The sequence below is a fragment of the Pseudomonas sp. NPDC012596 genome (genome assembly GCF_042902325.1).
Taxonomy (GTDB): Bacteria; Pseudomonadota; Gammaproteobacteria; order Pseudomonadales; family Pseudomonadaceae; genus Aquipseudomonas.
This window is the reverse complement of sequence record NZ_JBIBEB010000036.1, coordinates 1-14,261: the sequence shown is the minus strand read 5'-3', so window position 1 is coordinate 14,261 and position 14,261 is coordinate 1. Positions and strand designations below refer to the sequence as shown.

Annotated in this window: 2 protein-coding genes; both read left to right on the top strand. The window is 65.2% G+C overall.

Features of this window, described 5'->3' with window-relative positions; all coding sequences use genetic code 11:
- Positions 1-12: 12 nt before the first annotated feature.
- Positions 13-8,181: an amino acid adenylation domain-containing protein gene (locus tag ACFY68_RS25950; protein ID WP_387533496.1), complete on the top strand. Its 8,169-nt coding sequence runs from the start codon at positions 13-15 to the stop codon at positions 8,179-8,181.
- A gap of 3 nt (positions 8,182-8,184) precedes the next feature.
- Positions 8,185-14,261: amino acid adenylation domain-containing protein (locus tag ACFY68_RS25945; RefSeq protein WP_387533493.1), on the top strand; the 6,077-nt coding region annotated here is incomplete at its 3' end.

Here is a 14,261-nt window from a genome sequence, read left to right as displayed (position 1 = left end):
GCGGTGCTGGTGGTGGAGCAGCAACTGGTGGCCTACGTGGTGGGCGAGGCGACGGCCGACGCGCTCAAGGCGCAGCTGGCCCGCAGCCTGCCGGAATACATGGTGCCGGCGCAGTGGCTGTTCCTCGAAGCGCTGCCGCTGAGCCCCAACGGCAAGCTTGACCGGCGCCAGCTGCCAAGCCCTGTGCAGGACGCTGCAGGGCCGGCCTACCGAGCCCCGCAGACGGCCCTGGAACAGCAGGTGGCGCAGATTTGGGAAAGCGTGCTGGAGCAGCCGCAGGTCGGGCTCGATGATGACTTTTTCCAACTGGGAGGCCACTCGCTGAAGGCCGTGCAGATGGTGGCCAAGGTTCGCCAGGCATGCGCGCTGGAGCTGTCACTCAAGACACTGTTCGACCACAGCCGTCTGCAATCTTTCGTCCAGGCACTGAGTGCCGAAGCGGCCCCGCTGGTGCCGGCCATCACGCAGATCGGGCGGGGGCAGCCGTTGCTGTTGTCGCATGCCCAGCAACGGCAGTGGATCATTGCCCAGCTCGAACCGCAGAGCAGCGCTTACCACATCCCCATGGCGCTGCGCATCAGCGGGGCTCTGGATGTCGCCGCGCTGCAGGCCAGCCTGGATCAACTGGTAGCACGCCACGAATCACTGCGTACACGCTTCATCACTGTGCACGGTGAGCCTCGGCAATTGATTGATGACGACGCGCGGGTCGTGCTGCAGGCATCCGACCTGGCCACCGGCGACGATCTGCCCGCCCTCATGCAGGCACAGATCCAGCAACCATTCGACCTGGCGCACGCACCGTTGATGCGGGCCAGCCTGCTGCGCTCGGCGCAGGATGCCGTGCTGCTGCTGACCTTGCACCATATCGTTGCCGACGGCGTATCCGTGCAGTTGCTCGCACGCGAGTGGATCGAACGCTATCGGGCCCATGTTGATGGTCGCAGCGTCACGGTTGCGCCGTTGGCTGTGGAGTATGCCGACTACGCCCAGTGGCAACGTGATTGGCTGGCGCAGGGAGAGCGAGCCCGACAGCTGGCTTACTGGGCTGCCCGCCTCGGTGATGAGCCAGTGCTGCTGGAATTGCCCCAGGACCGCCCGCGGCCGGCCGAACAGAGCTACCGCGGCGACCGCGTCGAAGTGCGGCTGGGTGCGCAGCGTACCGGGGCGCTGCGAGCGCTGGCGGCAAGCCAAGGTACTTCGCTGTTCATGGTCTTGCTGGGTGCGCTGCAGGCGCTATTGCATCGCTACAGCGGCCAGCAGCGGGTGCGTGTCGGCACGCCGGTTGCCAACCGCAACCACAGCCAGACCGAGTCGATCGTGGGCATGTTCGTCAATACACTGGTGCTCGATGCCGACATCGACCTGCACATGACGTTCGAGGGGCTGCTGGCCCAGGTCAGGGCGCGTGTGCTGGAAGCGCAGGCACACCAGGACCTGCCATTCGAAGAGCTGATCGACGCCCTGCAACCTGAGCGCAGCCTCAGCCGCAACGCCATCTTCCAGGTAGCGCACAACCACCAGGTGGCGGCGCAACTGCAGGGCTGGAGCGCAGCTGCCGGCCTGCAGGTGCAGGCGCTGGACCTGCCGACCCGGCACAGCAAGTTCGACCTCACCCTCAACACTCTGGAAGTCGACGATGATCTCGAGGTTTCGCTGATTTTCGCCCTGGACCTTTTCGATTCCCCTACCGCCGAGCGTATCCTCGGTCACTGGCTGGCGATGCTCGATGCCATGCTTGAATCGCCTGGCGCGCTGATTGCCACAGCCGAATTGATGGCCCCTGCCGAGCGCCTGCAACTGCAGCAGGCTGCCGTTGGCTGTGCTGCCGAGGCCACGGCCGACAGTGTTGTCGAATTGTTCCAGCGCGAAGCGGCCCGGGTACCTGACAAGCCGGCAGTGGTCGCCGAGGGTCTCGAACTTTCGTACCGTGAACTGCAGGTGCGCAGTGACCTCCTGGCTGCCGCGCTGCGTGCCAGCGGGGTGGGCGCCGAGCACTGCGTGGGCTTGGTGGCCGAGCGCTCGGTACATAGCATCGTCGCCTTCCTGGCCACGTTCAAAGCCGGTGCCACGCTGGTGCCGGTCGATCCCGGCCTGCCAGCCCAGCGTCAGCGGCAGATGTTTGCAGAATGCGGCATCAGCATGTTGTTGAGCGCAACCCGCGACGTAGCGACAGTGCTGCCTGAAGCCACCCCGTGGTTGCCGATCAGCACCGGCATGGCGCCCGATGCGAGCACGCAGGTCGAACTGCCGCTCGCGGCGCAGGCCGCCTACGTGGTGCATACATCTGGCTCGACCGGCCGGCCGAAGGGCACCGTGGTCAGCCACGGGGCACTCGTGCATTACGTCCAACACATCCTCGGGTGCCTGCCGTGGCAGTCGGTCGACAAGGTGGCGATGGTTTCGACGCTTGCCGCCGACCTTGGCTACACCCTGCTGTTCGGTGCGTTGTGCTCAGGGCGCACGTTGCACCTGCTCGACACCCAGACAGCAACCGATGCCCAGGCCTTGGCCAGCTATTTCAGCACCCACGGTATCGATGCGCTGAAGATCGTCCCTTCGCACCTGTCGGCGCTGCTGCAAGGTGAAAACGCCGGCGCGCTGCTGCCACGCCATTGCCTGATTCTCGGGGGCGAGGCCTGCTCCGCAAGCCTGCTGGCGCGTATAAACGGGTTGGCGCCAGACTGCCAGGTGGTGAACCACTACGGCCCCACCGAAACCACGGTCGGGGTGCTCGCCGGCCGGGTGCAGCCGGGTACCGAACGCGTGGCGCTGGGGCAGGTACTGGGTGGCAACCAGGCCTGGCTTCTTGATGGCGGGCTGACGCTTGCCGTGGCTGGCCAGCCCGCCGAATTGTATGTGGGCGGTCCTTCGCTGGCGCGAGGTTATCTGGGCCGTCCAGGTGCCACGGCGGAGCGCTTTGTGCCCGACCCCTTCGGCGCTGCGGGTCAGCGTTTGTATCGTACCGGCGACCAGGTGCAATGGCACCAGGGTGCCTTGTACTACCGTGGGCGTGCCGATGATCAAGTCAAGATCCGCGGTTATCGGATAGAGCCCGGGGAAATCAGTGCTGCACTGTTAGCCCTGGAAGGGATTGCCGAGGCGGCTACCGTGGCGGTGGCGACTGCCGCAGGCCAGCAACTGGTGGCCTATGTGGTAGCCAGCCAGGGGCAGCAGGAGCGCGACTTGAACGAGCACTGGCGTTCGCAGCTCGCCCAGCGCCTGCCGGATTACCTGGTCCCTTGGCGCATTGTGGTGCTCGATACGCTGCCGATTACCGCCAACGGCAAGCTCGACCGCAGTGCCTTGCCAGCGCTTCAGGCACAGCCGCAGGGCAATCTGCTGTTGCCGGCCAACGACCTGGAGCGACGCCTGGCCGCGATCTGGGAGCAAGTGTTGAACGTGGCGCCCATCGGCCGCGAGCAGAACTTCTTCGAACTGGGCGGCGACTCGATCGTGTCGATTCAGATGGTCAGCCGAGCCCGTCAGGCTGGCATGCACTTCAGCGCACGGCAGTTGTTCCAGCATCAGACCCTCGCGGCGCTGGCCAGGGTCACCACGCTGGGCGGGCCAGCCATTTCGCATGACCAGACACCCGCCAGTGGCACGACGGCGCTATTGCCGATTCAGAAAGCCTTCTTGCAGGCACAGGTACCCCACTCGGATCACTGGAACCAGTCGGTTTGGCTGGACCTGGGCCACGACGTTGACGAGCAGCGTCTGGAGGCGGCACTGCAAGCGCTGGTCGCGCATCACGATGCGCTGCGCCTGGCTTTCAGTGAACGCTCAGGCCAATGGCAGGGAGATTTCCAACCACTGGCCAGTTTGCGGCAGTGCTGGCAGGCCAGGCCTTTGCTGTGGCACGCCGGCATTCACCCGCAAGCGGGCCTGGAGGCGTTGGCCGACGAAGCACAGCGCAGCCTTGACGTGAGCAATGGCGAACTGCTGCGTGGCGTGCTGGTCAGTCTTGAAGGGGGGGCACAGCGCTTGTTCCTGGCCATCCATCACTTGGTTGTGGACGGTGTGTCCTGGCGGATCCTGATCGAGGACTTGAACCAGCTGTACCATGATGGCCGTGTACCTGCCCAGGCACTGCCGGCCAAGACCAGCGGTTTGCGTAAGTGGGCCGATTGCCTCGAAGCCCATGCCCGCAGCGAGGACGCCGGTCAGCGTGCAGCATACTGGCAGTCTCGCCTGTCAGGCATCGAAACCTGCTTCCCCGGCCACCGCACCGAGGGCAGCCTGGCCTGCGCACACGCTCAGAGCGTGCAGACTCGGCTGGACGCCAGCCAGACCCAGCGCCTGCTCACCGAGGCACCTGCGGCCTATCGCACACAAATCAACGACCTGCTACTGACCGCCCTGGCCCGTGCCATACGGCGCTGGAGTGGCAGCGCTGAGCTTCTGGTGGAGCTGGAAGGCCATGGCCGTGAAACGCTGCGCGACGATATCGACCTCAGCCGCACCGTCGGCTGGTTCACCGTCAAGGCACCGCTGTGCCTGCACGCCAGCGACGACGTGGCCGCAGACATCAAGCGCACCAAGGAAGCGGTGCGTGAGCACGGCCTGCACGCACTGGACTTCGGCACGCTGCTGCAGGGCGCCGAGCAACCGCTGCGCGAGCAATTGCAGGCACTGCCCAAGCCTCGCCTGACCTTCAATTACCTCGGCCAGTTGGACGAAAAAGGCCAGGCCGGCTCCACCGCAGGGTTCGTCCCGGTGGGCCACCCGCGTGGCCAGGAGCGCAACCAGCAGGCACCGCTGGGCAACTGGCTGACGCTCAATGGCCAGGTGTACCAAGGCGAACTCGGCCTTGCCTGGACTTACAGCAGCGAGCAGTTCGATGCGTCTGCCATCGAGCAACTGGCGCATGTTTACAACGAAGAGCTGCAGGCACTCATCGCGTTCTGCGTCGCACCTGGCAACCGGGGTGCCACACCTGGCGATTTCCCCCTGGCCGCGTTGACTCAGGCACAACTGGACCAATTGCCGGTGGCCGCCAGCCAACTGGCAGACATCTACCCGTTGTCCCCGATGCAGCAAGGCATGTTGTTCCATACCCTCTATCAGCAGCAGGGCAACGATTACCTCAACCAGCTGCGGGTCGACATCAGCGGGCTCGACCCCCAGCGCATGGCGCGCGCCTGGCAGCAGGTGCTCGACGCACACGATGTCCTACGTGCCGGGTTTGCCTGGCAGGGCACCCTGGAGCGGCCGTTGCAACTGATCCATCGGCAGCTGACGCTGCCGTGCCAGATCCTCGACTACAGCAACCTCGATGATCCGCAGGGCGCTATCGAGCGCCTGGCCAGCGAAGAGCGCGAGCAGGTGCGCGACCTCGGCGCTGCACCCTTGTTGCGTGTGGCGATGGTCAAGGTGGCAGAAAACACCCAGCACCTGGTCTACACCCATCACCACATCCTGCTCGACGGTTGGAGCAGTTCGCGCCTGCTGGGTGAGGTCCTTCAGGCTTACGCGAATGAGCGCGCAACCCCGGCCGAAGGCAGCTACCGCGACTATATCGCCTGGCTCGGCGCCCAGGATGCGCAGGCCAGCGAACGGTTCTGGCGTAGCGAGCTGGCCCCGCTTGACGAGCCCACCCTGCTGGCGTCGGCCTTGCCCGCGCCAGTGGCGGGGGGGCAGGGGATGGGGCGCGTCGACAGCGGCCTGGACGCGCCTGCGATGGCCGCGCTGCAGCGCTTTGCCAGTGAGCGCAAGGTGACGGTCAACACCGTCATCCAGGCCGCCTGGTTGCTGTTGTTGCAGCGCCATACAGGTAAGCGTGCGGTTGCCTTTGGCGCCACCGTGGCCGGCCGGCCAGCGCAACTGCCAGGCATCGAGCAGCAGTTGGGCCTGTTCATCAATACCTTGCCGGTGGTCGCGGATGTTGCCCCCCAGCAGGCGGTGGGCACATGGCTGCAGCAATTGCAGGCACAGAACGTCAGCCTGCGCGAGCAGGAACATACGCCCCTGTACGAAATCCAGCGGTGGGTAGGCCAGGGCGCCCAGAGCCTGTTCGACACCTTGCTGGTGTTCGAGAACTATCCGGTTTCGCAGGCACTGCAGGAAGCTGCGCCGGCAGGGCTTGGCTTCGGCCCGGTGGTCAACGTCGAGCAGTCCAACTACCCACTGGCGCTGGCAGTCAACGCCGGGGAGAGGCTGCATTTGCAGTTCAGTTTCGCCTGTGAGCACTTCGCCGAGGCCAGCGTACAGGCAGTGGCCGAGCGTTTTCTGCGGCTGCTGGCACAGCTGGTGGCGAGCACGGCAGCAACCTGCGTCGATGAACTGGAAATGGTCGCTGCCGATCAGCAGGCACGCCTGCTGGCTGCCGGTCGCGCCGCGTGCCTGCAAGCGCTGCCGTTCAGCGCGGTGCATCACGCATTCGAAGCCCAGGTGCGCATTCAACCGCAGGCCACAGCGTTGGTGCTGGGCAATCAACGCCTGAGCTTCAGCGCACTGGATGCCCAAGCCAACCAGCTTGCCCACTACTTGCTGGGGCAGGGGGTTGGCGCAGAAGTACGGGTTGGCGTGGCGCTGGAGCGCAGCATCGAGACGGTGGTCTGCCTGCTGGCCATCCTCAAGGCGGGGGGGGCCTATGTACCGCTGGACATCACCTACCCAGCCGATCGCCTGGCCTACCTGATGAGCGATTCGGGCATGCACCTGCTGCTCACTGACAGCCGCCTGACCGCCACCTGGTCACAGGTCGAGTCACTGCATGTGGTCAACCTCGACCAGTTGCAGTTGCAGGGGTGGTCGGCCCAGGCGCCCGACGTTGTCATCGACCCCGCGCAACTGGCCTACCTGATCTACACCTCAGGCTCCACGGGTTTGCCCAAGGGCGTGGCAGTTGCCCACGGTCCGTTTGCCATGCATTGCCGGGCGATTGGCCAGCGCTACGAGATGAGCGCGCAGGATTGCGAGCTGCACTTCATGTCGTTCGCGTTCGATGGCGCCCACGAGCGCTTGTTCACCAGCCTTACCCACGGCGCGCGCGTGCTGTTGCGTGATGGCGAGCTGTGGACTGCGCAGCGCACCTACCAGGCCATGATCGACGAAGGCGTGAGCGTGGCGGCATTCCCGCCGCTCTACCTGCAGCAGCTGGCTGAGCATGCCGAACAACACGGCCAGCCGCCGAAGGTTCGGGTGTACTGTTTCGGAGGGGATGCTGTGCCACAGGCCAGCTACCAGCGCGTCAGGCAGGCCTTGCAGCCGACCTGGATCATCAACGGCTATGGGCCGACCGAAACCGTGGTCACGCCTTTGCTGTGGAAAGCGGCGGCGCATGAGGACTGCGGTGCTGCCTATGCGCCGATCGGCTTGGGCGTGGGTGATCGCAACGTGTTGGTGTGCGACCCCGATCTGCACCTGTCACCCGTGGGGCTGGCCGCTGAGTTGTACCTGGGGGGGGAAGGGGTGGCGCGAGGTTACCTCGGCCGCCCAGGCCTCACCGCCGAGCGTTTCGTGCCGGACCCGTTTGCTGCTGATGGCAGCCGCCTGTACCGTTCCGGCGACCTGGTCCGACAGCGCCCAGACGGCGTGATCGACTACATCGGGCGCTCCGATCAGCAGGTCAAGATCCGTGGCTTCCGTGTGGAGCTGGGTGAGATCGAGGCCTGCCTGGGGCGCCAGCCCGGGGTTCGCGAATGTACGGTGGTGGCCCAGGGCCAAGGCAGCGCGCGACGCCTGGCAGGCTATGTGGTGCTCGAGCCGCAAGCGCAGGGGCAGGCCCAGCAGATTCGCGCCGCGCTCAAGCAGCAGTTGCCCGAGCACCTGGTGCCGGCCTTCGTGGTCGAGATCGACAGCTTGCCGCTGACCCCCAACGGCAAGCTCGACCGCAAGGCGCTGCCAGACCCTCAGCAGGCCTTGCCCGCCAGCACCTATCGCGAGCCGCAGGCCGAACACCAATGCACCCTGGCAGTCATCTGGCAGGAGGTGCTGGGCGTGACCCGGATCGGCCTGGACGACAACTTCTTCGAAATGGGCGGCCATTCGCTGCTTGCCACTCAGGCCACGGCCATGGCTCAGCTGCGCCTGGGTTGCGACATTGCCCTGGACCTCATCTTCAAAGCCGACACGCTGGAGGCCTATGCCCTGGCGGTGGAACAACGAATGAATACCAACCTGCAAGCGGACATGAGCGACATGTTTGACTTTATGAACGAGCTGGAGGCGAACTGAGCCATGACCGACCACACCAACATCGCGCTGGTTCAACGCTTCATCCGCTTGCCTCAGGCCCAGCGCCGGGCTTTCCTCGACAAGCTTCAGAGCAAGGGCATGAGCCTGCGCCAGTTGCCGGTTCCACCCTGCCAGGTCGCTGGCGAAAGATTGCCGTTATCCTATGCCCAGCAGCGCCAGTGGTTCCTTTGGCAGCTGGAACCTGACAGCACCGCGTATCACATACCCATGTCCATCCGCCTGCGCGGTGAGCTGGATGTCGCGGCGTTGGCCGGCAGCATCGGGGCCCTGATCGCACGGCACGAAAGCCTGCGCACCGGCTTCGAGCAGGATGTCGACGGCCAGGCGTGCCAGGTGGTTCACCCGCCGCAGCCATGGCCATTGAGCGTCGAGCCGTTCGGTGCATTGACCGAACACAGCCAGGCGCGTCTGGAGCAGTTGATGGATGCCGAGGTACGCCAGCCGTTCGATCTGGCCCGCCCGCCATTGCTGCGTGTTCGCCTGCTGCAACTGGAGGAACAGGACCATGTGGTGCTGCTTACCCTGCACCACATCGTTTCCGATGCCGTGTCCATGCAGATCATGGTGCAGGAGCTGATCGGCCTGTACGACGCGCATCGCCAAGGGCGCACGGCCGACCTTGCGCCATTGCCGATCCAGTATGCCGATTACGCCATCTGGCAGCGTACCTGGATGGAGGCGGGGGAGCGGGAGCGTCAGCTCGCCTACTGGACCGGGCAACTGGGGCACGAGGCGTCGGTGCTGCAGCTGCCGTTGGACCATCCACGCCCCGTGCTGCAAAGCTTCCGGGGGGCTCGCCTGCCGCTGGCCTTGGCACCGCAATTGAGCGAGGCCCTGCTGGCCCTGGCCAAGCGCGAAGGGGTCACCCCGTTCATGCTGCTGCTGGCTTCGTTTCAGGTGCTGATGCACCGTTACAGCGGGCAGGCCAACATCCGCGTGGGCGTGCCGGTGGCCAACCGCAACCGCGAGGAGATCGCTGGCCTCATCGGCTTCTTCGTCAATACCCAAGTGTATTCGGCGAACCTGGAGGCTCTGCAGCCGTTCAACGCTTTTGTGCAGCAGGTCAAGGAAACGGCCCTGGCTGCCCAGGCGCACCAGGACCTGCCATTCGAGCAACTGGTCGAGGCGCTACAGCCGGAGCGAAACCTGAGCCACGCCCCGTTGTTCCAGGTGATGTTCAACCATCAGAGTGAAACCCAGGTACGCAATGGGCCGCGTCTGGCCGGTATCAGCGTCGAAGGCTTGCATCGCGAACAACCCACGGCGCAGTTCGATCTGGTCCTCAACACGGTGGAAACCGCCGAAGGCCTGCAGGCCACGCTGACCTACGCTACCGACCTCTTCGACGCCGCCACTGTCGAGTCCATGGGCGGTCATTGGCAGCAGTTGCTGGAAGCGATTGCCACTGACGCAACGCTGGCGGTGGGCGAACTGCCGCTGCTCTGCAACACGCAGCACCAGGCCTCGATCGCTGCAGGGCATGCGGAACCGGTAGAGCTCGGACCCTGGCAGCCAGTGCAGGCGCACATCGGCCAGCAGGCTTTGTGCACACCCGAACACATCGCGGTACGCCAGGGCGCGCAGAGCCTGACCTACCGCCAGCTGGAGCAGAAGGCCGAAGCGCTGGCAGCCCACCTGCAAGGGCAGGGAGTAGGCCCAGACGTTGCGGTGGCCGTGCTGCTGGCACCGAGCATGGACCGGGCAGTGGCGATGCTGGCAGTGCTGAAGGCCGGTGGCGCCTATGTACCGTTGGACCCAGGGCTGCCGGACGAGCGCTTGCAGTTCATGTTGGCCGACAGCGGCGTGCGCTGCGTGCTGGTGGACGGCCAGACCACCCAGCGCGTGCCAGGCGGGCTGGCGCAGATTGACCTTGAGCGCTTCGATTACGCCCCAGCGACCTGCCAACCTGTGACGTTGGCACCGGACAACCTGGTTTACATCATCTACACCTCCGGCTCGACTGGGCAGCCCAAAGGGGTGTGCGTGCGTCATGGCGGGCTGAGCAACCACATGGCGTGGATGCAGGGCTATTTGCGCCTGGGCGCCGATGACCGGGTACTGCAGAAGACCGTGGTCGGTTTCGACGCTTCGGTGTGGGAATTCTGGCTCCCCTTGATGAGTGGGGCGCAATTGGTGATGGCGTCGGCGGCGCTCAGCGACGACCTGTCACTGTTGTGGGACGAAGTGGCTACGCAGCAAATCAGCGTGCTGCAGATGGCCCCGTCACTGTTGCAAGGGCTGATGCCTGCAGTCGGGGATGCTCGGCTGGCATCCCTGCGGACTTTGCTGTGTGGTGGGGAGGCATTGCCTCAAGCGCTGATCGAGCAATGGCAGGCGCGTTCGCGCAGCCAGGTGATCAACCTGTACGGGCCTACCGAAGCGACCATCGACACGTGCGCGCTGCGCATCGACCAGGTGCCGCAGACGGCGGTAGCCGCATTGGGCCAGCCGATTGCGAATGTTCATGCTCATGTGCTTGAAGCGACCTTGAAGCCTGCGCCGGCTGGAGTACCTGGCGAGTTGCTGCTGGGTGGCCAGGCGTTGGCACGGGGCTATCTGAACCGCCCGGGGCTGACGGCCGAACGCTTTGTACCCGACCCGTATGGCGAGCCAGGTGCGCGCCTTTATCGCACCGGCGACCTTTGCCGTCGTGACCGCGAGCAGAACCTGCACTACCTCGGGCGCCTCGACCACCAGGTGAAGATCCGTGGGCTGCGCATCGAACTGGGTGAAATCGAAGCCATGCTGCGTGGTTACGCCGAAGTGGCTGAGGCGGTGGTGTTGCCAATAGGTGACGGGCCAGGGGCGCAACTGGCAGCCTACCTGGTGGGGCGTGACGGCGCGCTGGATGGCGACGCCGCCCTGCAGCCGCTGCGTCGCGACCTCGAGGGGCGTTTGCCTGCCTACATGGTGCCGGTGCACTGGATTTGCCTGCCGGCCTTGCCGTTGACGCGCAACGGCAAGCTCGACCGGCGCGCCTTGCCGCAGCCTCAGGCCTTGGCCGCCCACGTTGAACCGGTGGCCCCGGGCAATGCGCTCGAGGAACGCCTGGTAGCGCTGTGGTGTGATGTGCTCAAGCGCGACACGGTAGGGGTTCACGACAACTTCTTCGAGCTGGGTGGCGACTCGATCGTCTCCATCCAGCTGGTAAGCCGGGCCCGCCAGGGCGGCATCCACTTCACGCCCAAGGCTTTGTTCCTGCACCAGACCGTGGCGCGCCTGGCCCAGGTCGCGCAATGGCAGGATGGCACCCAGGCGGTGCGCCGTGAGCCCTGGGTTGGCAGCGCAGCCCTGTTGCCCGCACAGCAGCGCTTCTTCGAGAGCGTTACCCAGGCGCGTCATCACTGGAACCAGTCGGTACTGCTGCAGGCCACCTCGGCACTGGACCCCGTGCGGCTTGGGCAGGCACTGCAGTATCTGGTCAATGAACACGAGGCGCTGCGGGTCAGATTCGTCGAAGGTGATGAAGGCTGGATGGCGCATTGCATGCCGGCAGACGGCGAAGTGCTGCTCGAACGAATTGCAGTGGCCGACGAGCAGGGCATCGAGCCCCATGCACAGCGCTTGCAGGCCAGCCTGGACCTGGCCAATGGCACGCTCATGCGCGCAGCGCTGTTCGAGCTGGGCAATGGCGACCAGCGCCTGTTGCTGATCATTCACCACCTGGTGGTCGATGGTGTGTCCTGGCGCGTGCTGTTCGAAGACCTGCAACGGCTCTATGGCCAGTTGCAGGCCGGGCAAACGCTGGCTTTGCCGGCACCCACCAGCTCGCTGCGCGACTGGGCCGAACGCCTGCAGGCATTCGCCCGCGAGCCGGAGCGCATTCAGGAACTAGCCTACTGGGAAGCCCAGGGCCAGGATGTGCCGAATGACCTGCCGGGCAGACGCTGCGATGGCCCGCTGTTGCACCGCGATGTCGACACCGTGCAGACCCGCCTCGACAGTGAGACCACCCGTCGCTTGCTGCAGGAGGCGCCGGCCGCTTATCGCACTCAGGTCAACGACCTGTTGCTGGCCGCGCTGGTGCGTGTGCTGGCGCGCTGGACAGGGCATGATGCGCAACTTGTCCAGATGGAAGGGCATGGTCGTGAGGACCTGTTCGAGGGTATCGACCTGACCCGCACGGTGGGTTGGTTCACCAGTCTGTACCCGCTGCGCCTGCAAAGCGATGCCGACCTGGGGCGCTGCATCAAGCAGGTCAAGGAACAACTGCGCAGCGTCCCGGCCAAGGGTGTCGGGCATGGTGTGCTGCTGGGCTACGCCGAACCGCAGGTACGAGAGCGCCTGGCGGCGCAACCGACGCCACGGGTGAGCTTCAACTATCTGGGGCAGTTCGATGGCAGTTTCACCGACGAACAGGCCCTGTTGCGCCCGTGTGCTGGCGACAAGGGTAGCGACCAGAGCGAACTTGCCCCACTGGAGAACTGGCTGTCGATCAACGGCCGGGTATTCGAAGGCGAACTGAGCCTGGGCTGGAGTTACAGCCGAAAGATGTTCGATACGCCGACATTGCAACGCCTGGCGCAGGAGTATGCCGAAGAACTGCGACAGCTGGTGGCGTATTGCACTGAGCCGGGCAACGGCGGGCTGACCCCGTCCGACCTGCCTCTCGCGGGGCTTGCCCAGGCGCAGATCGATCACCTGCTGACGTCGCCCCGCAGCGTGCAGGACGCCTATCCGTTGTCGCCCATGCAGCAGGGCATGCTGTTCCACAGTGCCTTCGAGGTGGGGGCTGGGCATTACATCAACCAGATGCGGGTCGATGTCACCGGGCTGGATGTCGAACGATTCCGCCAGGCCTGGCAGGGTGCGATGGATGCCCACGACATTCTGCGCAGCCGATTCATCTGGCAGGACGCACTCGGGCAACCCATGCAAGTGGTGCTCAAGGCGCAGCCGGTGCCGTTCGACGTGCGCCCCACCAGCGATGCCAAAGCCTTGCAGGCGATTGCCGATGAACAGCGTCAGCGCGGTTTCGACCTCGCCGAGGCGCCGGGCCTGCGCCTGGTACTGGTACCGGTCGACGGGCAAACCTGGCACCTGATCTACACCAGCCACCATGTGCTGATGGATGGCTGGAGTACCTCGCAGTTGTTTGGCGAAGTATTGCAACGCTACGCGGGTCAACCGATCGAGGCGATGGGCAGCCGTTTCAGCGACTACATCGGCTGGCTGGCTACGCGTGATGCCGGCGCCACACAGCGCTTCTGGGAAGGTGCCCTTGCGCCACTGCAGGCACCGAGCCTGCTCGCTGACAGTTTACCGCGGCCAGGCCAGGGCGCAGGGCATGGCAACGTGACGCTGGCTCTGGAAGCGCGGGCCACCGAGCGCCTGAGTAGTTTCGCCCGGGAGAACAAGGTTACGGTCAATACCCTGGTGCAGGCAGGTTGGTTGCTGTTGTTGCAAAAATACACCGGGCAGGCGACCGTCACCTTCGGTGCAACGGTTGCCGGACGCCCCCCTGAGCTGCCTGGCATCGAGCGGCAGATCGGGCTGTTCATCAACACCTTGGCGGTGGTCGCCAGCCCGCGCCCGGAGCAGTCGGTACAGCAATGGCTGCAGGCGGTGCAAGACCACAACCTGGCGCTGCGCGAGTACGAACATGCGCCGTTGTATCAGGTCCAGCAGTGGGCTGGGCGGGCAGGGCAGGCGTTGTTCGATACCTTGCTGGTGTTCGAGAACTATCCGGTTTCCGAGGCGTTGCAGCGTGGTGCGCCGGGCCAGCTGCGCTTTGGCCCCATCGACAACCATGAGCAGACACACTTCCCGCTGTCGGTGACCATTGGCATGAGCGATCGCCTGGTGGTGCACATGAGTTATGCCCGCGAGTGTTTCGGCGAAACGACGGTCGAGCGCCTCTGCGAACAACTGCTTGGCCTGCTGACGGCCATGGCTCAGGCGCCAGAGGCAGCGCTGGGCGAGCTGCCGCTGCTGGGCGAGGCAGAGCAACGACAGGCTGCCGCATTCAACGCCACCACCACCCCCTACGACCTGACCCAGACCGTGCACGGCCTGTTCGAGCAGCAGGTGCAGGCCAACCCCGATGCGCCTGCCTTGCT